At 58.6% G+C, this 23,616-nt stretch carries 21 protein-coding genes and 1 pseudogene; 9 read left to right on the forward strand and 13 right to left on the reverse strand.

From position 1 onward, the window contains the following. Nucleotides 1–67: 67 nt before the first annotated feature. Nucleotides 68–490 (forward strand): DUF3052 domain-containing protein, encoded by a 423-nt coding sequence (locus ACXHRN_RS05685; RefSeq protein WP_488640369.1) that lies wholly within the window; start codon nucleotides 68–70, stop codon nucleotides 488–490. Here ACXHRN_RS05685 and ACXHRN_RS05690 read toward each other — a convergent pair. From ACXHRN_RS05690 to ACXHRN_RS05705, 4 genes and pseudogenes are all read right to left on the reverse strand, one after another. Then, nucleotides 485–1,683, reverse strand: a pseudogene (locus tag ACXHRN_RS05690) (PQQ-dependent sugar dehydrogenase). The gene ACXHRN_RS05685 and the pseudogene ACXHRN_RS05690 sit on opposite strands and share 6 nt — an antisense overlap. 80 nt (nucleotides 1,684–1,763) lie before the next feature. Then, on the reverse strand, nucleotides 1,764–2,570 hold the full coding sequence (locus ACXHRN_RS05695) for a class GN sortase (RefSeq protein ID WP_488640370.1): 807 nt from the start codon (nucleotides 2,568–2,570) through the stop codon (nucleotides 1,764–1,766). 5 nt (nucleotides 2,571–2,575) lie between these two features. Further along, a complete protein-coding gene (locus ACXHRN_RS05700) occupies nucleotides 2,576–4,888 on the reverse strand; it encodes a marine proteobacterial sortase target protein (RefSeq protein ID WP_488640371.1) in 2,313 nt (770 codons plus the stop codon). Nucleotides 4,889–5,065: 177 nt separating this feature from the next. Continuing rightward, nucleotides 5,066–6,004, reverse strand: a complete 939-nt coding sequence (locus ACXHRN_RS05705; RefSeq protein WP_488640372.1) for an EAL domain-containing protein — start codon at nucleotides 6,002–6,004, stop codon at nucleotides 5,066–5,068. 254 nt (nucleotides 6,005–6,258) lie between these two features. On the opposite strand from ACXHRN_RS05705, the gene ACXHRN_RS05710 reads away from it, so the two are divergent. Together ACXHRN_RS05710 and ACXHRN_RS05715 are read left to right on the forward strand one after the other, a co-directional pair. Further along, complete coding sequence (locus ACXHRN_RS05710) at nucleotides 6,259–7,461, forward strand: pyridoxal phosphate-dependent aminotransferase (RefSeq protein ID WP_488640373.1); 1,203 nt, start codon at nucleotides 6,259–6,261, stop codon at nucleotides 7,459–7,461. 481 nt (nucleotides 7,462–7,942) lie between these two features. Continuing rightward, nucleotides 7,943–9,049 (forward strand): EF-hand domain-containing protein, encoded by a 1,107-nt coding sequence (locus tag ACXHRN_RS05715; RefSeq protein ID WP_488640374.1) that lies wholly within the window; start codon nucleotides 7,943–7,945, stop codon nucleotides 9,047–9,049. Nucleotides 9,050–9,843: 794 nt separating this feature from the next. On the opposite strand, the gene ACXHRN_RS05720 is transcribed toward ACXHRN_RS05715, so the two are convergent. Continuing rightward, nucleotides 9,844–10,740 (reverse strand): LysR family transcriptional regulator VtlR, encoded by an 897-nt coding sequence (locus ACXHRN_RS05720; protein WP_488640375.1) that lies wholly within the window; start codon nucleotides 10,738–10,740, stop codon nucleotides 9,844–9,846. Between the two features lie 33 nt (nucleotides 10,741–10,773). Continuing rightward, the gene (gene trxB / locus ACXHRN_RS05725; RefSeq protein WP_488640376.1) at nucleotides 10,774–11,748 is read right to left on the reverse strand and encodes a thioredoxin-disulfide reductase; all 975 of its coding nucleotides are present in this window, start codon (nucleotides 11,746–11,748) and stop codon (nucleotides 10,774–10,776) included. A gap of 279 nt (nucleotides 11,749–12,027) precedes the next feature. On the opposite strand from trxB, the gene ACXHRN_RS05730 reads away from it, so the two are divergent. Continuing rightward, nucleotides 12,028–12,567 carry a TRAP transporter small permease subunit gene (locus tag ACXHRN_RS05730; protein WP_488640377.1) on the forward strand — a complete coding sequence of 180 codons (540 nt, stop codon included), beginning with the start codon at nucleotides 12,028–12,030 and terminating at the stop codon, nucleotides 12,565–12,567. A gap of 12 nt (nucleotides 12,568–12,579) precedes the next feature. Further along, nucleotides 12,580–14,025, forward strand: coding sequence for a TRAP transporter large permease (locus ACXHRN_RS05735; protein WP_488640378.1), 1,446 nt, complete (start codon nucleotides 12,580–12,582; stop codon nucleotides 14,023–14,025). Here the strand turns inward: ACXHRN_RS05735 and ACXHRN_RS05740 are convergent, their stop codons facing one another. Beyond that, nucleotides 14,026–15,108, reverse strand: coding sequence for a glycosyltransferase family 29 protein (locus tag ACXHRN_RS05740; RefSeq protein ID WP_488640379.1), 1,083 nt, complete (start codon nucleotides 15,106–15,108; stop codon nucleotides 14,026–14,028). Beyond that, nucleotides 15,108–16,136 carry a polysaccharide pyruvyl transferase family protein gene (locus tag ACXHRN_RS05745; RefSeq protein ID WP_488640380.1) on the reverse strand — a complete coding sequence of 343 codons (1,029 nt, stop codon included), beginning with the start codon at nucleotides 16,134–16,136 and terminating at the stop codon, nucleotides 15,108–15,110. The genes ACXHRN_RS05740 and ACXHRN_RS05745 overlap by 1 nt, the downstream gene beginning before the upstream one ends. A 121-nt stretch (nucleotides 16,137–16,257) precedes the next feature. On the opposite strand from ACXHRN_RS05745, the gene ACXHRN_RS05750 reads away from it, so the two are divergent. Further along, nucleotides 16,258–17,175 carry a glycosyl transferase gene (locus ACXHRN_RS05750; RefSeq protein WP_488640381.1) on the forward strand — a complete coding sequence of 306 codons (918 nt, stop codon included), beginning with the start codon at nucleotides 16,258–16,260 and terminating at the stop codon, nucleotides 17,173–17,175. Here ACXHRN_RS05750 and ACXHRN_RS05755 read toward each other — a convergent pair. From ACXHRN_RS05755 to ACXHRN_RS05765, 3 genes are all read right to left on the reverse strand, one after another. After that, nucleotides 17,151–18,200, reverse strand: coding sequence for a glycosyltransferase family 4 protein (locus tag ACXHRN_RS05755; protein ID WP_488640382.1), 1,050 nt, complete (start codon nucleotides 18,198–18,200; stop codon nucleotides 17,151–17,153). The two genes, ACXHRN_RS05750 and ACXHRN_RS05755, sit on opposite strands and share 25 nt — an antisense overlap. Nucleotides 18,201–18,208: 8 nt before the next feature. After that, the gene (gene greA, locus ACXHRN_RS05760) at nucleotides 18,209–18,685 is read right to left on the reverse strand and encodes a transcription elongation factor GreA (RefSeq protein ID WP_488640383.1); all 477 of its coding nucleotides are present in this window, start codon (nucleotides 18,683–18,685) and stop codon (nucleotides 18,209–18,211) included. A 159-nt stretch (nucleotides 18,686–18,844) separates the two neighbouring features. Further along, nucleotides 18,845–19,921 carry an alpha/beta fold hydrolase gene (locus tag ACXHRN_RS05765; protein ID WP_488640384.1) on the reverse strand — a complete coding sequence of 359 codons (1,077 nt, stop codon included), beginning with the start codon at nucleotides 19,919–19,921 and terminating at the stop codon, nucleotides 18,845–18,847. A gap of 174 nt (nucleotides 19,922–20,095) precedes the next feature. Here ACXHRN_RS05765 and ACXHRN_RS05770 point away from each other — a divergent pair, with 174 nt between their 5' ends. Then, complete coding sequence (locus ACXHRN_RS05770; protein ID WP_488640385.1) at nucleotides 20,096–20,632, forward strand: SRPBCC family protein; 537 nt, start codon at nucleotides 20,096–20,098, stop codon at nucleotides 20,630–20,632. A gap of 18 nt (nucleotides 20,633–20,650) precedes the next feature. Here the strand turns inward: ACXHRN_RS05770 and ACXHRN_RS05775 are convergent, their stop codons facing one another. Continuing rightward, entirely contained in the window at nucleotides 20,651–21,055 is a 405-nt protein-coding gene (locus ACXHRN_RS05775) for a GFA family protein (protein WP_488640386.1), read from the reverse strand. Nucleotides 21,056–21,114: 59 nt separating this feature from the next. Here ACXHRN_RS05775 and ACXHRN_RS05780 point away from each other — a divergent pair, with 59 nt between their 5' ends. Together ACXHRN_RS05780 and ACXHRN_RS05785 are read left to right on the forward strand one after the other, a co-directional pair. Then, nucleotides 21,115–21,603 carry a MarR family winged helix-turn-helix transcriptional regulator gene (locus tag ACXHRN_RS05780; RefSeq protein WP_488640387.1) on the forward strand — a complete coding sequence of 163 codons (489 nt, stop codon included), beginning with the start codon at nucleotides 21,115–21,117 and terminating at the stop codon, nucleotides 21,601–21,603. A 151-nt stretch (nucleotides 21,604–21,754) separates the two neighbouring features. After that, nucleotides 21,755–22,975 (forward strand): vWA domain-containing protein, encoded by a 1,221-nt coding sequence (locus ACXHRN_RS05785; RefSeq protein WP_488640388.1) that lies wholly within the window; start codon nucleotides 21,755–21,757, stop codon nucleotides 22,973–22,975. 54 nt (nucleotides 22,976–23,029) lie between these two features. Here ACXHRN_RS05785 and ACXHRN_RS05790 read toward each other — a convergent pair whose 3' ends face one another. After that, the gene (locus ACXHRN_RS05790) at nucleotides 23,030–23,599 is read right to left on the reverse strand and encodes a GrpB family protein (RefSeq protein ID WP_488640389.1); all 570 of its coding nucleotides are present in this window, start codon (nucleotides 23,597–23,599) and stop codon (nucleotides 23,030–23,032) included. Between the last annotated feature and the right edge of the window lie 17 nt (nucleotides 23,600–23,616).

A 23,616-nucleotide genomic window follows, 5' to 3' on the forward strand; every position in this document is an offset into this window, starting at 1 on the left:
GTCATTTGGCTGATTTGCCGGAAATACTCTCACTCATCACGTCGACTCTCATCACAATGAGGCATGAATGGCCGGATATTCAGGCACACCGCTGCTGCGCAAGCTCGGCATCAGGCAAGGGCAGGGCGCGTTGTTGCTCAACATTCCCGAGACAGTCGCTGAACTTGACGGGTTCGATGATTTCGCATTTTGCGAGAGGTCGATGCCGTCCGACGACGCCAGGCGTTTCGATTACATCCATCTGTTTGAGAAAGACCGTGCGGCACTTGAGACGATTGCGCCAAGGCTGATGGCCAACCTCAAGCCGGACGGCATGGTGTGGATCTCCTGGCCGAAGAAGGCGTCAAAGGCGCCGACCACCATCACCGAGGACACTTTGCGCGAGATCTTCCTGCCGATCGGCTTGGTCGACGTGAAGGTCGCGGCGGTTGATGACATCTGGTCCGGATTGAAATTCGTGATCCGAAAGGAGTTGCGCGCCGGTCTATGAACCCTCGGCGCGTGAGATCCGCAGTAGGGCGCCATCGTCGGAATCCGTCGTCACTAGCAACGAGCCATCCGGCATTTCCTTGATGTCGCGCAGTCGGCCATAGGCATTGGTGAGGATTTGTTCCTCGCCGGCGATCTTGCCAGTGCCGTCGCGGCTGAGGCGGGAGATCAGTTCGAATTTCAGCGCCGTCACCAGCAAGTCGCCGTTCCATTCGGGAACATCTTGCCCCGATAGACCAGCATGGCACCCGGTGCGATCGACGGATCCCAATAGTGAAGCGGCTGCTCGTAACCCTTCGCCTGGGTGCCGATGCCGATCTTCGAGCCGTTGTAGTTGACGCCATACGAAATCACCGGCCAGCCATAGTTCTTGCCGGGCTCGGGGTGGTTGATCTCGTCACCGCCCTTAGCACCGTGCTCTGCGGTATAGAGCACGCCGGTCTTGGCGTCGAAGGCGATGCCCTGCGGGTTCCGATGGCCCTTTGACCAGATCACGGCGAGGCCTTTGGCGCCATCCTTGAACGGATTGTCGGCGGCAGGCGAGCCATCGCGATTGATGTGGATGATCGCGCCATGATCGTCGTGGAAATCCTGGGCGCGGTCGGGCATGAACTGGTCGCCGATACCAATGAACATGGTTTTGTCGGGCGCAAACGCAATCCGCGAGCCCAGATTGACGGCCCGCTTTCCGGGGCGTTGGGAGCGATAGATCGTCTTGATATCGGTGATGGCTTTCTCGTCATTGGAAAGCTTACCGGAGAACACGGCAATGCCGACACGGCGTTCGAATTTCCGCGACGCCGTGAAGAAGAGTGTTCGGTCGCTGGTGAAATCCGGAGACAGCGCGACATCCAGGAGACCACCCTGGTTACGGACGTAGACCTCCGGCATGCCGGCGACGGGCTCCGAGACCCGGCGATCGCGGAAGATGCGCAATTGGCCGGAACGTTCGGTGATCACAATCGCGTCATCAGGCAGGACTTCCACCGCCCAGGGATGGTCCAGTCCGGTCGCCAAGGTGTCGACAGATAGTTTGACCTTCTGCGTCTCAACGGTTTCCGCATGCGCGAGGGCGAGCGTAACGGAAGAAAGAAAGGCTGCCAGAACAGTGACATAGAGTGCCGTTCGCTGTGTCATCACGTCTCCTCGAGCAGCCTTGTGGCATAGCTTGAGAAAACAATGGGGCGGGAGCATGGAAAGTTCCCGTTGCCCGCCGGACACGTCGACGGTGCGCACTAGCTACTCAGCAACGTGCCGAGCTCTGTCAGGAAACGTCATAGAGTTGCGATATGCGGACCGTTACGTTGCTCTATCAGGACGGTTTCGACGATATAGCGCAGGTCGCCGCGGGTCTTTGCGTCGAGCGGCCAGCAGGTCACCAGCGCCAGATGCTTGCCATAGGCATGCGGGTTGATACCGCTGTCGTTCCATTTGGCGACGCGGGTGCCGGTTACCTTGAAGTCGAGCAGCTTGCCGTCGGGGTTGGTCACGCGGATCGTGTCGCCGACGACGACATCTTTGAGCCAGTCGAAATGCGTGTCGCGGTGGGCAGCAAAGACCGCGGTTCCTTCCCGGCCGGCATCCGGCGTGTTGGTCATATGGCCCGGGCCGAACGCCATGGCCTCGCCGCTGGCGCCTGAAATGACGATCTGCGAGCGATGCAGGCGAGGGGCCTCGATACGCGCAGCAAGGGTGAAATCTGCCCATGGCCAGGGCTTGGCATTGACGTCGCCGTTCAGGCGTTCGTCAAAGGCGCCGGCCAGCAATACCTGCGAGAGGGCGGATTTCGCCTTCATGTAAGCGCCATGGCCGGCGATGGCGACGCCGGTGAGCATGAGCAACGCGAGCAGGGCTTGTGCCAAACGCCGCCCGCCGAGCTCGAGTTTCCCCCTCATCCGACCCTGCGGGCCACCTTCTCCCCGCTGGGGAGAAGAGGGAATTCGCCGCTCGGTTTCAATACTGGATGTATCGTCGGCATTCGCAAGGCCATCGACGAAGGGGAGCGGCGGCTGCGGCTTACCTCTTCTCCCCAGCGGGGAGAAGGTGGCCGAAGGCCGGATGAGGGGGTGTAAGGTGCGCATTTCGCTCACCTCCGCACCCTGGCCCCACGCGGTAGGCGCAGCATCACGACAGCACCGAAGCCAGACATCAGGATAAGCACTAGGCCGACCCAGATCTGTAGATCCGCCGTCGTCGAGCCGGCCGGCAGGTCGACAGCCTTGACGTCGGCGGCGACGATGCTCGCAGCCTTGGCGGTCGGTGCCGCAGCCATCTTGCCGGCAGTCGCCATGGCAAACTGCTTGAGCTTGGTGTTGACAGCCTCGCGCTCATGCACCGGCATGTTGACGGGGATCTGTTCGCCATAGATCTTGTCAAAATCCCAGCCTTCGGGAAGGTTGAGGGGCACCTTGGTCTGGTCGGGAGGCTCGCCCGTCGGCCGCGACTTGGTGACGTCGACGGCGACCAGCGAGGTTACGCGCGACACAAGATGGTGGGCCATCGCCACGTCCTCGATCTTCTTGTCGAGGATCGCCGCATCGCCGAAGCGCCAGCCCTCGGCTTCGAGATCGGAGATCTTGCGGCGCGCCCAGAGCTTGGAAATGCCCGTGCCGTCGGCGGCTTGCGCGACATCCATCTCGACGCGCCATGGCTTGTCGCCGGTCTTGCCGATGATCTGCAGCTTGCCGTCGGGCTTGCCGGTAACTTCGGCCGTCAGCAGGACAGGCTCGCCATTGTAGAGGTCAGGCACCGGATTGGGCGTGATATCCTCGGCCTTGGCGTTCTCGAAGGTGGCGGCGATGTCGGTCATGACAGGGTTTTCGAGCTTGGTGAACAACTCGCCCATGCGCTCGGCCACCTGCTGTTCGGAGCCGATATGGGTGTAGGTGCCGCGGCCGATCTCGGCGGCCTTGTCCATGAAGAACGAGTTGGGTGCGGAGCCGATGCCGACGGTAAAGACGCGGGCATCGCCTCGGCTGCGTTCGATTTCCTTGAACAGTTGTTCCTCGTTGCCGATCGCGCCATCGGTCAGGAACACGACCTGGCGAATGGCGCCATTGGCGATCGGGCCCTGGTTGCGGAGTGCAGATTCGAGCGCCGGCAGCATCTCGGTGCCGCCGTCGGCGGTGAGGCCGTTGACGTAACCCATCGCCTGCTGGCGGTTGGTCTCGTTGGCGTCGACAGGAGCGGGGAAGAATACGGTCATCGTGTCGTCGAAACGGATGACATTGAAGCGATCATTCGATCCGAGCTTGGAGATGGCCAATGCCAGAGATGCCTTGGCCTGTTCCATCGACGGGCCGGCCATGGAGCCGGAATTGTCGATGACGAAGATGACTTCGCGCTTCGGAGCGGGAGCCTTGTCGTCTGCCGTGCTTGGCGGGGTGACGAAGGCCATCAGGTAGGTCTTGCCGCCCAGGCTTTCCTTGAACAGTCCGGCCTTGGGTGTCGCGCCATTGGCGGCCTTCCACGACAGTTCGAAATCCTTGTCGGCGGGCACTTCGTCGGTCTCGAGATTGACCGCTGCCATATCCTCGCTGGACTTCGTCACCTTGATCTTGTGATAGGGCGAGGTGACTTCGGCCAGCGGAAAGCCCGGCTTGAGGTCGATCGTCAGGTTGACCGGATTGATCTTGGCGTTTTCGCGCGGATCGAGCAGCGGCGCCTCGATCTTTTCGCGGTTGGGCACCACGTCGTCGGAGACGGCGTAGCCGGTGTTGGAATTGAGATCGACGCTCTGGACCACCGGCCGCGGGTTATAGCGCGGGGCTACGACCATTGGGAAACGGAAGGAAAAAACACCGGAAGATTGGCGTACGGCCTGCTGGTATTCGATCTGGATAACGATCGTCTCCCCGGGACCGATATTTGCGACCTGGTTTGTAAAGATGTTTGGACGCTGCTCCTCGAGCAGCGCAGCTTTTTTTCCCTCGGACTTTGCCTCCTCGTAGATTTTCTGGGCTTCGAGCCGGGGCTTGACGATGCCCTCGATAAATCGGTCACCGATCTGCATGCGCAAAGTGTCGACGGCGGAATCATCCGGCAGCGGGAAGACATAGGTGCCTTCGACCCAACCCTTCGATGGGTTGGTAAAGCGTTGGGTGACCCGTGCCCGTATGATCGGACCGGTAATGTCGAAATGGACATCGGTCTTCAGTCGCGGAGCCTCGACATAGTAGCCGGTTTCCTTGGACGGGAAGAGCAGGGAACCCATATTCACGTCATTGGGCGTGATCAGGCCTTCGTTGCTCTGATTGCTTGATGCAGCGGCAAACGCGAAGGCCCAAAGACCGGCGGCTAGCAGAATAAAAGCTGCGAAAATAGTGATTTCGATCCAGCGTGCGCTTCTCTGAGCGCGCTCACGTATCGTTTTGGTTGAAACTTCATCCACGAGGAACATTTTCCTCCCCCACATCCGGCATAATTGCCACCATAGGGAGAGGTTCGTCGCCGATCTGGACCGCTTGGGGACTGAATTAGGGCAGGAAGATGCAATTCTTGCGGCATAATTGTGGCGAAAGTAGAAACCTTGTTATCGCCGATTTTTCGTCGAATAAACGCGGTATTTAAAGCGTTTTCAGCGCGCCCGTTTGCCGAATGCAACAGTCTGGCGTTTGCCGGGACTGTAGGTCGGCGCAACGGCCCGGGGCAAATGCACCTCAGGATTGTATCGCTCGAGATCGGCGCCGGTCTTTATCTCCGCTGCAGCACTTGAGGCGAGTTCGGGGAACTCTTCGTTAAAGTTTGTGGGCGCGATCTGGGGGCGCGCAAGTGCATAGCCCTGCAACAGCGGTACCTCGAGATTGATCGACTGGTCGACCTGGCGGACATCTTCCAGGCCTTCGAAAATCGGTAGCACACCCTGTTCCATGAACTGGCGGACCATATGGCGCAGGAGCGCGGATCCAGCCGAATTCTCAAGGAAATCCTTGACCCACGACGCTTCGAACTTGACGTAGTCGGGGCGCAGGAGCGCCATGCGGGCGGCATCGCGTTCATCGGCGCCATATTCATCGATGGCGATGCGGAAGCCATGCTGGCGAAGCTCACCTACGAACAGCGCCAGCATGTCGGCGCTGTCGTTTTCCTTCTGGGTGATTTCGCACACGATGCGCTCGACGCCCATGCCTGCTTCGTGCGCGGCAAGGCGGATCTGCTCGACTTCGCGACGAATATCAGCGGAGGTGACAAACACGCCCGGATGGAAATTGACGAACAACTTGGCCTTGGTGCGCTTGAGCGCGCCGGTATTGAGGATATGTAGCGTCCGGCAGAGGCTGTCGATCATCGCGCGGTCTTCGACAGCCACGTCCGGGAAGAATTGCGCCGGTCGTACTTGTTCGCCTGCGCGGCTCGGACGGATCAGTCCTTCGAAAGCCTGGACTTCGAGAATACCTTCATCATCCTGGCTGAAGATCGGCTGCAGGGCGGATTGAAGCGTGTACGGCCCATAGGCTGCCGTCCACGAGCCATCGTCCTCGAGATTCAGATTTGAAAAAATGCTGTTTCCGGCCATATCTAGAAAATCCGGTCAAACTGTCATGGATATACCCCGAAAATTACACGCAAAACGTTACTGGCCCCTTAAATTCGAGGTACCAAATCTGAATTATGACAATCAGGAAATGTGCGTCGCCTGCGGCAGCAAGCCGCTACGACAAGCCGCAAATGCCTTGATCGGCAGGGGGCGATCTCCTATAACGCGCACGCCCGATTTTTCCTGGGTGAATTCCACCTGATACAATTCCAACGGATACAAGGAACTGAAGAATGGCCTTCCTCGCCGATGCCCTTTCCCGCGTGAAGCCCTCCGCAACGATCGCCGTTGCGCAGAAAGCCCGCGAACTGAAAGCCAAGGGGCGCGATGTCATCAGCCTCGGCGCAGGCGAGCCGGACTTCGATACGCCGGACAACATCAAGAAGGCTGCGATCGAGGCGATCAACCGCGGCGAGACCAAGTACACGGCCGTTGCCGGTATTATCGAACTGCGCGAGGCGATTGCCAAGAAGTACAAGCGCGAGAACAATCTCGACTATACGGCCAACCAGGTGATCGTCGGCACCGGCGGCAAGCAGATCCTGTTCAACGCGTTGATGGCGACGTTGAATCCGGGTGACGAAGTCGTGATCCCGGCACCGTACTGGGTTTCGTATCCGGAAATGGTGGCGATTTGCGGCGGCACCTCGGTGTTTGTCGGCACGACGATCGACAACAATTTCAAGCTGCAGCCCGCCGATCTTGAAAAGGCGATCACGCCGAAGACCAAGTGGTTCATTTTCAATTCGCCGTCCAACCCCTCGGGTGCCGCCTATACCCATGACGAGCTGAAGGCGTTGACTGATGTGCTGATGCGCCATCCGCATGTCTGGGTGCTGACGGACGATATGTATGAGCACCTGACCTTCGACAACTTCAAGTTTGCGACACCTGCCGAAGTCGAGCCTGCGCTCTACAACAGAACGCTGACGATGAATGGCGTCTCGAAGGCCTATGCGATGACCGGCTGGCGCATCGGTTATGCTGCGGGTCCGATCGAGCTCATCAAGGCCATGGACATGATCCAGGGCCAGCAGACCTCCGGCACCAATTCCATCGCCCAGTGGGCGGCGCTCGAGGCGCTGAATGGTCCGCAGGATTTCATCGAGCAGAACAAGAAAGTCTTCCAGGGACGCCGCGACCTCGTCGTGTCGATGCTCAACCAGGCCAGCGGCCTGAATTGCCCGACGCCCGAAGGCGCCTTCTACGTCTATCCGTCCTGCGCAGGTTTGATCGGCAAGACCTCGCCATCGGGCAAGGTCATCGAGACCGATGAGGATTTCGTCACCGAACTGCTTGAAGCCGAGGGTGTCGCTGTCGTGCACGGCTCGGCATTTGGTCTCGGCCCGAATTTCCGCATTTCCTATGCGACGTCGGAAAAGCTGCTTGAGGAAGCCTGCATGCGTATCCAGCGCTTCTGCGGTGTCTGCAAGTAAGTCTTTGCAAAGACTCAACTTCAAGAGCCGTCGCCGGTTTTCGGCGGCGGTTTTTTCTTGGGCTGAACGATGCTGGGTTACCTCAGTTGACTAGGCTAATTAGGAAACTTTTGAAGAATAAAATTCTCAATAATAATATATATGGCACCAACATCACCCGATAGTCTCCGAAAAATCGCTCATGATTCGTATAAAAAGTAAATTATGTGGAAATTTTTTCCACATATGCTTTGACGACGCGGGCAAATCACTTTAGGTAGAAATCGTTCCAAGCATGTCATCAGTAATCGGGAACAGAACCCAGCATTCGGTTGCTGACTGATGAGATGGCAATTTCGGCCTTGAGGCCGGTGGCGGCTTGTAGGGCAATCTCCAGAAATGGAGGGAGCCGCGGCCGGACCGGAGGCCGGAACCCCCGCATGGGTCGGATTCGCGTGCTGGTTAAAGCGGCGAAACGAATAACCCCATGAAGGAGGGTTAAATGAGCACTGTCTCATCGGCTGCCAGCAGCAATGCGGCGTATTATGCAGCCCAGCAAAAACTGTTCAGTAAACTCGATTCCGACCAGAACGGTACGCTCAGCCAGGATGAGTTCGTCGCTGGCCGGCCCAAGGATGTCAGCGAGGAACAGGCATCCGCATTATATTCCAAGATCGATACGACCAAGTCCAACGCGCTGACCGAGGATCAGCTGTCGAGTGGAATGGAGGACAATCGTTCGTCGAGCAGTCCGGAATCGCAGATCTCGCCGGAGGTCATGGCGATCCTGATGCAACTCACACAACAGGGCGGCATGATGTCGTCCGGCGGCGGTACGAGCGGCCAGGGCGGGCAATCCGCGGCCGATATCTACGCCTCGATCGATGCCGACGGCAGCGGTTCCGTCACCCAGGCCGAATTCGTCTCTGCACGTCCCGACGATATGAGCGAAGACGATGCCAAGGCGCTCTATGCCTCGATCGACACCGACAATACCGGTTCGATCAGCGAGGAGCAGTTTGCCGACAGCATGAAGAATGGTGGCGCCGGTGGCCCGCCTCCGGGCGGCCCGCAAGGCGCCGGCCAGGCAGCGCAGGCCAAGCAGACCTATGACGCAATGGATACCAACCAGGACGGAGTGGTGTCCGAAGCTGAATTCCTGGCCGGCAAGCCGGACGATGTGAGCACCGAGGATGCCCAGGCATTCTACGACTCGATCGACACTGAAGGCACGGGCTCGATCACCGAAGAGCAGTTCGCGGCGGTTATGCAGGGTCCGGCCGGCCCGCCGCCTTCCGGTGGCGCACAGTCGGCGCAGGAGGTCTATGACGCCCTTGATACCAATCAGGACGGCAGCGTCTCCCAGGCGGAATTCCTGGCTGCCAAGCCTGACGATGTAAGCACGGAAGACGCCACAGCACTCTATGCCTCGCTCGATACCGAGAATACCGGGTCGATCATCGAAGAGCAGCTGAGCGACTTCCTGCAGGCATCGCAGCCGCAGCGCCCGCCTGTGGGCATGAGCGGCAGTACGGACATTTCGAGCCTGCTCGCGCTGCTCGATTCTGCAGCTTCCAGCACGGAGGACGCGGCCAGCGTCCTCGCTTGACCGACCTCGAAATAGACATGGAGCGGGGCAGGCGAGAGCCTGCCCTTTTCTCGTTGCGGGAACGCAACGTGAGGCAGTGATTTCTACTCGGCGTCGGGAAATTTCAGGCAAAAAAAGAGGGCCACGAGAAAGCTCGGGCCCTTTAAATTGTGAAGGTAATTTATACCTCCAGAGGGGAACAGCTGATGCAGCGGCACTGGGAGGAAAACCGCTGTGTGCATCAACTGAGTGCAATATGGCTGTTTTTTGTGCGGTGCACAAGGCCCGTCTGCGCATGACAGCTATGCGCCGCGCAAGCATCGGATCTTCAGTTTTTTCTCAGCCGTGCAGCATTCTGACGGAATGCCAGTCATGTTTCGAAGCGGGAAATTTTGGGCAAAAAAAGAGGGCCACGATAATCTCGGGCCCTTTTATAGGTGTGAAGGTAATTTATACCTCCAGAGGGGAACAGCTGACGCAGCGGCACTGGGAGGAAAACCGCTATGTGCATCAACTGATTGCGATATGGTGCTTAAATGGGCAGGATGCAAGGAGTCGTGATGCATGTCTGATATGCAATTTCTGCATGCACCGGACACCTGCATCGATAACCCATTAATTTTAATAGGTAATTCAAATTTATTTCCTGGTAGGAAAATGAAAATTTGTTAGAATTTTTATGTGCGCACCAACGAATTTGCCTGATTTTCAGGCCATGCCGCCGGCGATTTCATAAAACCTTCACGCGAATAGCCTGCGAGGCAATGCTGTTTGCAAAGATTCGCAGATACGTATTCAGGTTGTGGTGATGCAGCTTAGAAATTCCAGTTGCGTGCCTTCGATACGATGAAGTCGCGGAAGACTTTGAGTTTGGCGGCGTTCTTCATCTCGCTGGGGTAGCAGAAATAGGTGTCGAAGGACGGCACGTCGGCATGCGTGACCAACTGCACCAGGCCGGGATCGCGACCGACGATATAATCCGGCAGCATGGCAATGCCGATGCCGAGCAGGGCCGCGCGCTTGATCGAGGTCAGGCTGTTGATCTGCAGAACCGGAATGCGCGGATTGTCATCCGGCCGGCCGGCTATTTCCAGCCAGTTGACGTCGAGAAGGTAATTCGGCGCGGGTTCGCCGAACGAAATGATCCGATGGCTGTCGAGTTCTTCCAGCGTCTGCGGCTCGCCATAGCGGCTGATATAGGAGGGCGCCGCATAGACATGCATATGAACGGTGAACAGCTTGCGCTGAATGAGATCGGATTGCTGTGGTTCGCGCAGGCGGATGGCGCAGTCGGCATGACGCATGTTCACATCGACTTCTTCGTTGTCGAGGATCAGCTGCACCTGCATATCGGGGTAGAGGCTGAGGAACTCCTGCACCTTGTCGGTCAGCCAGCCCTGGCCGAGACCGACCGTGGTGGTGATGCGCAAGCGGCCAGTTGGCTTCTCGGTGGTCTCGGTCAATTGCATCTTGACCGTTTCCAGCTTCATCAGCACGTCATGGGCCGTGCGATAGAGCAACTCGCCCTGTTCGGTGAGGATCAGGCCGCGCGCATGCCGATGGAACAGCTTGGTGTTGACCTCGGCCTCGAGCGCGCTGACCTGCCGGCTAATCGCCGATTGGGACAGATGCAATTTATCCGCGGCGTGGGTGAATGACCCCGCTTCGGCAGCCGCGTGAAAAATGCGCAGTTTGTCCCAGTCAAGCGACATTCAGCCCCCCCCAAATATGCGTTAGGTCGCGGATTATTCCGCGGCCTGAGCGATATGCAAATGCCCTGCCAGATAGCGTTCGACTTCCAGCGCCGCCATGCAGCCCATCCCCGCAGCTGTGACGGCCTGGCGGAACGTGTCGTCGGTGACGTCGCCGGCGGCAAATACGCCCTCGACATTGGTCGCCGTCGAATCCGGCGCGGTCCAGAGGTAGCCGTTCGGCTTCATCCGCAGCTGGCCGGTAAACAGTTCGGTCGCCGGCGCATGACCGATGGCGACGAAGATGCCATCGATCGTCCGTTCGGTGATTTCGCCGCTCTTGGTATTGCGGATCTTCACGCCCGTCACGGAGGCCGGCATCGGCGGATGCAGTTGCTCGCCGGTAATTTCGGCGATCTCGCTGTTCCACATCACCGAGACGTTCTGGCGCTGGGAGAGACGTTCCTGCAGGATCTTTTCCGAGCGAAAAGTGTCACGGCGATGCACGACAGTCACCGACTTGGCGATGTTGGAAAGGTACAGCGCTTCCTCGACGGCGGAATTGCCGCCGCCGACCACGATGACGTCCTTGTTGCGATAGAAGAAGCCGTCGCAGGTGGCGCAAGCCGAGACGCCAAAGCCCTGATAGGCCTTCTCGCTGTCGATGCCGAGCCACTTGGCCTTGGCACCCGTGGAGATGACGATGGTGTCGGCGATCCAATCCTGGCCGGAATCCGTCGTCACATGGAAGGGGCGGCTGGACAAATCGACCGAGGTGACGAGGTCGTTGATGATTTCGGCGCCGACATGCCGGGCCTGACCGAGCATCTGTTCCATCAGCCAGGGGCCCTGGATCGGGTCGGCATAGCCCGGATAGTTCTCGACATCGGTGGTGATCATCAGCTGGCCGCCTTGTTCGAGGCCGGCGATCAGCACAGGCTCAAGCATTGCGCGGGCTGCATAGATCGCGGCCGTGTAACCCGCCGGGCCGGAGCCGATGATGAGGACTTTGGTATGACGAGCAGACATGGTTCTTTCCTGCAAACTGAACGCCTGAGCGGCGCAACTCTTGGCTCTTATCTATGAGTGGAAGGCATGGCGTTTCAAGGGCACAGACCGTTATCCACTGATATACCGAAATTTCATGGCTGTATCGACCTTTATGCAAGGCACGGACCTCGCTCCGGGCCGCCGCCGATTAGCCGGAAGTCGAATATTGCCTGCCTTTCCAAGCCGGGGTTCTTCGTTTAAAGATTCTCTCCGGGGAAAGACTGCGCGGAAAAATGCGCAGAAACGACTGGAGGAAGAATGCAGGCTCTGTTGACACTGAGCGCAGGCATCGATGCCCTTTCGAAAAAATTTGGTCAGCTTGCCGACTATATGGTGCTGTTCTGCGCATTGATCAGCGCCGGTAACGCAATCGTGCGCTACCTGTTCTCGATCAGTTCGAACGGCTGGCTGGAAATCCAGTGGTATATGTTTGCGATCATCGTGCTCATGGGGGCTTCCTATACGCTGAAGATGAACGAGCATGTGCGGGTCGATATCTTCTACGGCTCGATCAGCGATCGCGCCCGGCTGTGGGTCGACTTCTTCGGCATTCTCTTCTTCCTGTTGCCGATCACCATCTATTTCACCTGGCTCTGCTGGCCGTTCTTCTATTCGTCCTGGGTCAATGGCGAGCAATCGCTGAATGCGGGTGGCCTGATCCGCTGGCCGGTAAAGCTTGTGCTGGTTGCGGGCTTCGGCCTGCTGACCCTGCAGGGGATATCCGAACTGATCAAGCGCATTGCGGCCCTTGCCGGCATCGTCAAGATCGACACGACCTATGAAAAGCCGTTGCAGTGATCGGGGCCTTGCATGTTTGAATTCGGTATTCTTCCGCCGCTGATGTTCTTCGGCATGGTCGTGTTCATGCTCTACGGGTTTCCCGTGGCGTTTTCGCTGGCGGCTGTCGGCATCTTCTTCGGCGTTATCGGGCTCTATACCGGGCATTTCGACGAGCATTTCCTCGAAAACCTGCCGTTCCGGTTCTACGGGATCATTTCCAACGAATTGTTGCTGGCGATCCCGTTCTTCACCTTCATGGGAGCGATCCTCGAGCGATGTGGCTTGGCGGAAGACCTGCTCGAGGGCACCGGCAAGCTGTTTGGCGCCATACCGGGCGGGCTGGCCTTCGCCGTGATCATCGTCGGCGCCATCCTTGGCGCGATTACCGGCACGGTTGCCGCTTCGGTGATAACCATGGGCATGATCTCGCTGCCGATCATGCAGCGCTACGGCTACAACATGAAGCTTGCGACCGGTGTCATTGCCGCGTCCGGGACCATCACCCAGCTCATTCCGCCGTCGCTGGTGCTCGTCGTCCTCGCCGACCAGCTCGGCCGCTCGGTGGGCGACATGTACAAGGGGGCGATCGGCCCGTCCATCCTGCAGGTGCTGATCTTCATCGCCTATATCGCGCTGATCGCCATTTTCCGCCCGAAGATGATGCCGCCGATCCCCAAGGAAGAACGCGGCGATCTCGACGCCAAGCTGATCATGCGGGTGCTGATGGGCATGATCCCGTCCATCGTGCTGATCTTCCTGGTGCTGGGAACCATCTTCATGGGGCTCGCGACGCCAACCGAAGCAGGGGCACTCGGCGTTGTCGGCGCGATCATCCTGGCGGCCATGAACCGGCGCCTGACCTGGCCGCTGATCCGCCAGGGCATGGAAACGACGATGCGGATCACCTCGATGGTGGTGTTCATCCTGATCGGCTCGACGGTCTTCAGTCTGGTCTTTCAGGGCATGGACGGGTCGCGCTGGATCGAGCATCTGCTGACCGGCATGCCGGGTGGGGCCGTAGGCTTCCTGATCTTCGTCAATATCTTCATTTTCGTCATGGCGTTCTTCCTTGATTTCTTCGAGATCGCCTTCATCATCGTGCCGATGCTGGCGCCGGTCGCTTCGGCGCTCGGCATCGACCTCATCTGGTTCGGGGTGCTGCTGTGCGTCAACATGCAGACCAGCTTCATGCATCCGCCCTTTGGCTTTGCGCTGTTCTATCTGCGGGGCATCGCGCCGCCATCGGTCAAGACCTCGGACATCTATCTCGGTGCGCTGCCCTGGGTCGGTATGCAGCTGATCCTCGTCGCTGTTGTGATCTTCTGGCCGCAATCGGTGACCTATTGGCTCGATAATGGGCCGAAGATCGATCCGAGCAAGGTGGAGATCAAGATCGACCTGCCGGGGCTGGGCGCCGATCCTGCCAACGGTCTCAATGGCCTGCCGGGACTGGAGATGCCGCCACCCGTCAAATGATCAGGCGTGGATGGTCAGCCGGGGGTCTTCTTCGGCCCAGCGGCGGACGTAGTCTTCTTCGCCTTCGAAGTCGTGTGGCGCAGATGTACGGGTGCGATCGCTGGACACCGATTGCGACTTGAAGAAATCGAAGCCGTAGAGATCGAGCCTCCTGCATTCGGAGCTCAGCAACAGTTCGATGACCATGAATCCGGTCGAGGGGCGTGAGCCGACCATCTTCTCAAGGCGGCCATATTCGACTGGTGAATGACGGTAGAGGCCGGCAAAGCGCAGCATCCATGCCGGCAATCGCTCCTGCCGCCGCGACATCCACAGCACATGGCTGGCGCCCTTGAGCGTCAAGAGATCGAGTGAAAGGGGTATGCTGGTGGCGATCCAGTCCGTCCGCGCGCCATGCGATTTTCGCGACATGATCGGCGCACGGTTACAGCGGATGACGATATCACTGCTATCGATCTCAGCGCCGTAGCCACGTTCGGCAAGCGCACGCGAATTGCCCACCAGCGCGACCGTCTTGCCTTTCAGCAAGGCGCGAATTGTCGAAGCGTCGAAGGGAGTGGTCCGTGGCTTCTGGACGTGCCTTGCAATGGCATTGGACAGGCGCTCGTATCGGCGTCTAAGGCTCTCCCGTCGCGCCGCGTGGCCGATTGCCAGTTTCTCCAGAAAACCGGGCTTCCACGTCAATATGAGGCAACTGTCATGTTCGATGCCGTTCAATCGCGTTGCCTCGGGGAAATGGGAAGCGATTGCTGCCTGCCATTCCTCCGGCGCCCGGATAGTCCGATGCAGGTTGTTGCCATCGGCATCGAGCTGGTCGGAAAAGCGCGTCGAGATGACGAAACAGATTTTTGCACCTGTCGCGGCAAGCTTGGCCAACAGTGCGGCGAGATGGGAAGGTTCAGTGCGTTCAATCGCGTTGTGGCAGAAAATGAAATCCGCTGTGCCGGCCCGCTTTTTGCCAAGTGGCTGAAACGGGAGGCTCGCTGGATCATGCGAGATGGTGATTGAATCCAACGCCATCGGATGGTTCGCGCCAAGGGCGAAGGCCAGGCGTCTTGCAAGCGTACGATAGACCTTGCGCATCAGGCCGCCGCTTTCTGGGTCGCAAGAGCCGCGACCTGATCGAAGAGCAGCTTCGTTTCGCGCCGGCATTGCAGGAGGCGTTCGGCAATGATCTGTTTCTCGACTTCGGAGAAGTGGAAGCTCTCGCCAGCCGCCAGCCTTGCCCGGATGGTTTCGACCGGCATCACCCGCCGATCGCTTAACCCGAAATCCTCGAGCAAAGCATTGATCTTCCATGAGTTCGATTTCACCGCGACGAAAGGCGTTTGCGTGAACAGGCAGAAGCACACGGCGTGGAAACGGCCTGTCACGTGCAGTTGCGCGCGTTGCAGCGATGCAATGAAGCCGGCCTCGTTTTCGTTGAACTCGATATTGCCGCGCCGCCACTGGCTGACCGTCGCATGCAGCTTGATATAGGCCTCACGGATGCCGTAGGCGAGAGGCCCATAGTGAGGCTTGCTGGCCTTCAGGGTTTTCAGGATCGGCAGGAAGCGCGCCTTTGGTGTCGCAGCCGCAAGATCGATGAGCGCAGCAGTCACGTGCCGGTCGACGGAATCGCCGACCAGCAGATCGGTGCGGCGGCTCGGATGTTCGGCAGCTAGCTGGCCTTCGCCGAGCGACAGGTCCGGCACGTGGCTGCAAGGCTTGCCAGTGAGGTCGGAGATCGCCTGCGCGCTGCGGGAATCTCGCGTCGAAATCAGTGCGATCTTGTCGATGTAGCGGCGCCATTCGGGGGGATTGGCCTGATAGATCGTGTTGATCAACGCCACCGGCTTGTCGCCGCGCGCGAGATGATCAACGACTTCCAGCAGGCGTTGGCCCTGGCCGTTGCCGTGATGCAGCGTGCCTTCGCCATTGATCAGCACCAGATCCGAGCGCCGCAGCGCTTGGAGAAGCCGGCCGTCATGCGCCCAGTCATTGCGGACAAGGCTGCGGCCGATGACCTCGATGCCGCGCGCGACCAGGTTTTCCTCGATGACCCGCATGACGCGGAAGCAGCCGAAATGATTGTCGCCCCGCGTGTCGTTGAGGATTACGGCCTTGGCCATGTGGTTCTGCTTTTCTTTTCGCTTGCTTGCCGGTATGTGCCCAATAGCGGGCGCAGTTTCAATATGGCAGCGCAGAAAAGTCTGGAATCGAGGGGATTGCTAACACGATGGGGTGGTCTCGATGAGTTTTGGGATCGGTTCGGACCGGCCGCTCAAGCGAGCGGTGGTCAAACTCGCCTGCAGGCTCCTCGGCAATGGCCGGGCGCATTATCACTCCTGGCTGCCATCCCTGAAGATAGAGGGCCGAACCGCGACAGCCCCCGGAACCCTGCTTTTCCGTGGCCGCAAGGTTCTCGATCTCCAATTCAGCAGTGCGTTGCGGGCGCGTGCAGGCGACCGCATCGTCATCCTCGGCTCGGGGCCGTCGATCAGGGGGCAGGATCTTTCATTGCTGCCGCCTCGTTCGGCCATCCTGCTCAATGGTGCGATCAGCCTGATCGCAAACGGACTTGCCGAACCGCTGGCGGTCGCAATCGAGGACGAACGTTTCGTGTGGCGGCATTTCGACATGATCAGCGAGAGCGTCGGTAAGGAGGTGCTGTGCCTGTTTGGGCCGGGCGTTCTGCGGGCGCTCTGCGAGATCGAGCCCACATGGCTCGATGGACGCTCCGTCATCCTGATCGATGATATCCGAAAGCCCTATGGAGCGCCGCGCCGAAGCTTCGATGATCTGCTGGAGCTGGATTTTGCCGCGCTCAGCTTCGACGATTCTGCCGGCTTCTCCAGCGATCCGGACGAAGGCGTGTTCCAGGGCGGCTCGGTGGCGATATCGGCGCTGCAATTTGCGATCGCCACGAATGCAAGCGAAATAGGCTTCCTGGGTGTTGATATCGCCAATGCAGACAGTACACGTTTTTACGAAAAGGTGGGTGATGTGGCTTTCTCGGGCATAGCCGGTGCGGAACGCCGCATTCTCGCGCATATTGCCATTGCCAACGCCCACGCCGAGAGAAAAGGCGTGCGGCTCGTCAATCACTCGCCGGTATCGGCACTCGCGTCGATCGGGCTGCGCTATCAGCCCTGGGTCCAAAGCGCCTGATAGACCCGGTCCAGGCCCGCCACTTCATTGGATATCGAAAAGTGATCAGTGACATGGGCGAGCGCGTTCTCGCCGTGGCGAGCAGTACGGGCGGGATCGGCGAGATAGGGCTCGATGGCGTTCTTCAGGGCTTCGCCATCGCTCGCTGGTACGACCATGCCGGTTTTCCCGGAGACGATCATTTCGGCATAGGCGCCGGCGTCGCTGGTCACGGCAGCCGCCGACGATGCCATTGCTTCGAGCGGCGTCAGGCCAAAGCCTTCGTTGCGCGAGGGAGCCACGAACAGTGCGAAACGCCGGTACCACAGCTTGACGTCGTCCACCTCACCGAGGAACAGGATACGGTCGGAAAGATGGGCCTTGTCGATGCGTGCCTTTAGCTCTGCGGCAAAAGCTTCGTGCTCCGGCGTTACGCGGCCGGTGATGACTGCGGTCCATAGAGGGTAATGCGGCAGCAGCGCAATCATGGCCTCGACAAACAGGTCGGTGCCTTTCTGATGGCGCACGCGGCCCGAGCAGCCCACGGCATATTTGCCCGGCAGGCCGGAGGCGGCAAAGCGGTCCTCGTCGTTGCGCGGTGGATGGAAAAGCTCGGTGTCGATGCCATGCATGACGACCGTGTGCGGCACTTCTAGATACGAGCCGGAGCGCGTCGAAGTGGCCACGACGAAGTCCATGCGCGCGATCAGCCATTTGGTGAACTTGGTGTGGTGGCGCTGGGCAGCCGAGGTGAACAGCAGCTTCATCGGCATGCGCAGCACGTCGCGCAGCAGGATGCCTGCCACCATTTCGACATTGCGGCGCGCATGCCAGATGCGCTTGCGTCCGGAAGCAGGGCGCTTCCAGCACTGCAACAGATCGCGATAGCGGAGTTTTGGCAGGTCATCCGGCAGGCCCGGGCCGATCGTGGCGATCTTCACGCCCGCCTCGATCTGCTTCGGTATTAGCTGGATGACCGTCGAGGTCACACCTGAGAGGCGCTGCTTGAAATGCGGCGCGATGACCTCGATTTCGGAAATATCCATCCGGGGCCTCAGCCCCAGGCGAGGCCGATGATTTCGTAAGCCTTGGAGCCGCCGGGAGCGTTGACTTCGATGGAATCACCGACTTCCTTGCCGATCAGCGCGCGCGCAATCGGCGACGAGATGGAGATGCGGCCTGCCTTGACGTCGGCTTCCTGGTCGCCAACGATCTGGTAGTTCTTTTCCTCTTCGGTATCCTCGTCGATCAGCTTGACGCGTGCGCCGAACTTGACCGTGGTTCCGGACATTTTGGCGAGGTCGATGACTTCAGCGCGAGCGATATAATCCTCAAGTTCTCCAACCCGGCCTTCATTGTGGCTCTGGGCTTCCTTTGCGGCATGATACTCTGCGTTTTCAGAAAGGTCGCCGTGGGCGCGCGCTTCGGAAATTGCCTCGATGATCCGGGGACGTTCCTCCTGCTGCCGCCAGCGGAGTTCCTCGTTGAGCTTTACAAAGCCGCTCTGCGTCATCGGTACTTTTTCAATCATTTCCATCGTCCTCAGTACTTCGGTGCCCCATCCAACCGGGCACAAAAAGAAAACGGTCCCAGAAGCGCAAACTTCAGAACCGTCAACATCACATCCGATCCTTATATCAGATTTGTTCGTTAAATTGCGAGAAAATTATTTTTCGCGCCCGGAATGGCGTCAGGAGCCGGGCGTCGATGCGCGCCGAATAAGTGCTTGCGGCAGCAGCGCTGCCTGGTCCTGCAGGGCGCCTGCGAATTCGGCGATTGCCGCCGCCACCGCGTCCGGATTTTCCAAATGCGGAATGTGATTGACCCCGTCGAGGACAACAAGCGTCGAGCGTGGCAGAAGCGAACGAATATGCTCACCCTGGGACAACGGGGTGACAGTGTCCTGGCGACCCCAGATGAGGATGGTCGGCCGCTCGAAGCGACGGTAATTGTCGGGATCGGCGGCAAGTGAGGCACTCTCGTCGGCAAACAGCCCGGTTGCCAGCCAGTCGGCGACCGCGCCGCTCGTCCCTTGCACGGAGAGCGGCTGTTGATAGAGCGCCACACGATCCAGCGTGGCCAGATTGTCGTCGGCGATGAAATCACGCAGGCCCTTGCCCGTCATCATTGGGTTGGTGAAGGTCGAAGCCGTGACGACTTGTCCGATGAACGGCGTAGCAAACAGTTTTGCGGTCCACGCCACCCCCCTTGTATCGTCGAGACTTAATGCCGCATCGAGCAGTATCAGCCCCTTTATCCGTTGCGGGATGGAGAAGGCGGCCTCAACCGTTGCGCCGCTGCCGAACGAGTGGCCTGCGAGCACGAAGCTCTCCAGCCGCAACGCATCGGCAAAACCGATGATCAGTTTCGCCTGCGCCTTGCGCGAATAGTTGCGATTGGCGGGACGGGTGGAAAAGCCGAATGGCGGGATATCCGGGGCGATGACGCGAAAGCCGCGAGCGGCGAGCCTTTCGCCAATATCGACCCATGTGCCGGACCAAGCCATGGTTCCGTGGATCAGCAGTATCGGCGGGCCATTCCTGGGACCCCATGTCTCGTAGTGGATATCGACACTTTCGACAGACGCGTATGTGCCGGTATGGCCGACACGCCCGGCCGGCAGCGTTTCGCGTAATTCGGCCGAGGTGTAGAACCAGAGGAGCGCGGCGATCAACACGAGGACAATGGCCAGCAGCCCGAAGCCGGCGTAGCGCACGCCGCGGGCAAGCAAACCGGTCAGGCCATTCGCTGTTTTCTGGGATGCCATGTCTTGTTCGGTTGTGGGAGCCGCATTCTTTGCAACACTTTGCCGCAAGGGGATTAACGGAACGCTGCAGCCGGATTTTCTAAATACGATTGGCGCTTAAAAAAGCGCTTTAAGTCGATCAAAATGCATCCTACATTCATTGACTTAGCTGATCATGCCAAGGGAGGCACTCGCGTGCTCACGGTGTTGCTCTACATTCTCGTGATGTTGCTGTTGATGCTGCTGGTGCTCGTCATCTTCGCGACGACCAGACCGAACGAATTTACGATACGCCGCTCTAGTTCGATTGCTGCCACGCAGCAGCAGGTGTTCGCGCTGATCGATGATTTTCGCCAATGGCCGAAATGGTCTCCCTGGGAAAAGCTCGACCCCACGATGAAGAAGACGCTGAGCGGTGCCGAAAGCGGACCCGGTTCTGTCTATGAGTGGGAAGGCGACAAGAAGGTGGGGGCGGGGCGAATGGAGATCCTGGCCACAGCGCCGTTCTCGACGATCGATATCCAGCTAAGTTTCTTCAAGCCGTTCCGAGCGGAGAACCGCACCCTGTTCACGCTCCTGCCGCAGAACGGCGGGACTTACGTGACCTGGGAAATGAGCGGCACGAACAATCTCATCCTGAAGATGATGGGCATCGTCATGAACATGGACAAGGTGATCGGCCGCGATTTCGAAAAGGGACTGGCTGCCATGAAGGCCGAGGCGGAGAAGTAGTCTCCGCTTTCACCCGTCTCAGAGATATGAAGTGATTTTGGGCTCATTCCACCAATTGTTGTTGAGCCCGTCGGCATAGTGGATCGGGATGGCTGCGAGCTCTTCCGGCGTGACATCTTCCAGGCAGGCAATGTTGACCGAATAATAAGCGCCGCCGATCGCCTCCACGTAACCGTGGCCATAGGCATGCAGCCCGCAGGTCTTGCAGAAGCGGTGATGGCCGCTGAGCGTCCCGAACTGATAGTCGAATGTCTCCGCTTCATCGCAAAGCAAGCGGAATTCCTCCGGCTTGACGTTGACACCCCAGTTGCGCGCCTTCGAACAATAAGAGCAGTTGCAGCGACCCGACCCTTGCGTCAGGTCAAGTTCGGCCTCGTAGCGCACTTTTCCGCAATGGCAGCTGCCACGATAGGTCTTTTTCATTGTCATTCCTCCAATTTCCGGCTTGCGTTCGACATCCAGTATGACAATATGTTGTCATTATGAGCGATATACAAAATAGACAACATGTTGTCAAATTGAATCGGCCGGAGCGGACCTTGGAAGGCGATGCTTTTTCCAAATTGGCATTTCTGGCTCTTCGACTCGGAGGACAGATGACCTCGGCCGGCGACGCGATCGCCAAGCCTGCCGGCCAGACCAGCGCGCGCTGGCAGGTGCTCGCCGGCGCACGGCACGGATCGATGTCGGTGGCGCAGATTGCCAAGGCGCTCGGTGTCGCGCGGCAAGGGATCCAGCGGCTTGCGGATGTTCTGGAAGGCGAGGGGCTGATCGTCTATCTCGACAATCCCGAGCACCAGCGCGCCAAGCTGGTGGGGCCGACCGAGGCCGGTGCGGCGGCCCTTGCGATCATTGAGGCCGGGCAAGCCAAATGGGCCAACGCGCTTGGAGCGGCATTGGGGGTGGCGACGATCGAGCGAGCGACGGAGGCGATGGAGGAGGTGATGGCCGTGGTGGAGAAACTTGCGTGACCCAGCGTCAGGTTATTTTTTGCGCAGTTTGATAGAGAATTTGCTCAGAAATTGGTCAAGACGCCTTGTCGCGGGGGAAACTACTCATTCGGAAACGCTAAATTAACGGGAATAATCTACATCTTGGCAAGTAGCCGGATGAGGTGACGACGTGTCTTTCAATTCGATGGCCCTTCCTCTTGCCTTCAAGCGATTGTTCCGCGACCAGCTGGGCAACTTCGGAATAACTGCCGCGCTTACGATCCCTGTGGTATTTGCTGCAGTGTCTCTTGGAATTGACTATTCAACGCTGGTTAACAACCGCCACGAGCTTCAGGCGGCAGTAGACTCTGCTACGCTATCTGCCGCGGCCTCGATCAATTCAGGTCATGGAGACATGACCTCGATCAGTTCCTACGCCAAGAACTTCCTGTTGGCGCAGTTGGCAAACTCCCTCAGCACATCGGAAAAGACCGAACTTGCCGCCGGGCTGGTCGTCATCCCCTTAAAGACGACTGCCGGAAACAAAAACACCTATTCAATAAAGATCACGGGCTCATACAAGGTATCGCTAACCGGCTTTGCCCAGTTCATCGGTTATTCGAAGGTGCCGATCGCGGCAACAAGTTCGGCGCAAAGTGAAAGTGTGTCCAAGAACGCGCTGTCGATGTACCTGGTGCTGGATCGTTCAGGTTCGATGTCTTTTGTAACCGAAACACTCAATACTTCCCTTACAAAGTGCCAGAATTATACCTCGTCGAACTGGTCCAATTATCCGAATCTCGGATCGACGAAGCCCTGTTACATCAACAAGATCGGCGCATTGAAAACCGCTGCGACAAGCTTGTTCGATGTCCTTGACCAGCAGGAGGCCGTTGACACGAGCGACAGCATCATCCGGGTAGGTGGCGTTTCGTTCACGGACAGCATGCAGACACCAAGTGCGCTTGCATGGGGAACCACCTCTACAAGATCATATGTCTCGTCCTTGCCCAGCTATCCGAGCGGGGGCACAGATATGACGGATGGGATGGCTCAGGGCTATCAAGCACTCATCGCCTCCTCTGAAGCGTCTGCACAGGCAGCCAAAAGCAACACCACCTTTTCCAAGTTCATCGTGCTCATGACAGATGGTGAGAATACCGGAGCCAGCAGTTCCTGGAAACCCGCGCTGGATACGGAAACCCTTGCAACGTGCAAATCCGCGCGCGACGCGGGAATAACGATTTACACTGTGGCCTTCATGGCACCGGCTAACGGTCAGACGCTACTCAAATCATGCGCCGGGACAACCGCAAACTATTTTGTCGCGGACGACATGAAGAGCCTCGTTGCCGCATTCGCCGCAATCGGTGCCAAGGCTTCGAACCAAATGACCCGCATCGTGAATTGATATTTATGGTTTCGACCGCACGTCGAAATTTTGCCGGCATGCGGATGGTGCTGATCAGGATGCTGTATCGTCACTTGCCATCTGCTGCTGAGCTTCTGCAACATACCTGTTCAATGCCTCAGCTTCCGCTTTCTTGATCCAGGCATCCTTGCAATCGGTGTAGGCGTGAGAGTCGTTTGGGTGCATCAGTTGGCAGTGCACCTTCATCCGTTCATACTCCGAGGCGATGTCCGATCTACTCCTGAGATAATCCCGAAATACAAGGTGCCGCGTTATCTCAGGCGAACCTTCGCCATAGATGTGTAGATGAAAGAGCCTGCGGCCTGAAGCGCTGTCGGTTTTGGTGCAGTACCGACGTCCCGGCAGGCCCAGTTCGCCCCACCATTCATAACCAAGCCCCTCGACGTCGCGCCTGCGGTCGTCAAGCTGGGCCAGGTTTGCAACCACAGGAATGAGATCCAGGGTCGGCTTTGCTCGGATAAAAGGTATGGAGGTTGAGCCAATGTGATGGACGGTCAGCAAGGCCGGGCCGAGTGTCGCCGAAAGCAACTTGCTTTCGGCGGCAGCCATTGCGGCCCAGTTCGGATCATGCGCGAGTAGTTCCACTTTCGTCGGTGGAGGCACATCCAAGCCCTTTGTGA

This window comes from Shinella sp. OV683, assembly GCF_057787725.1.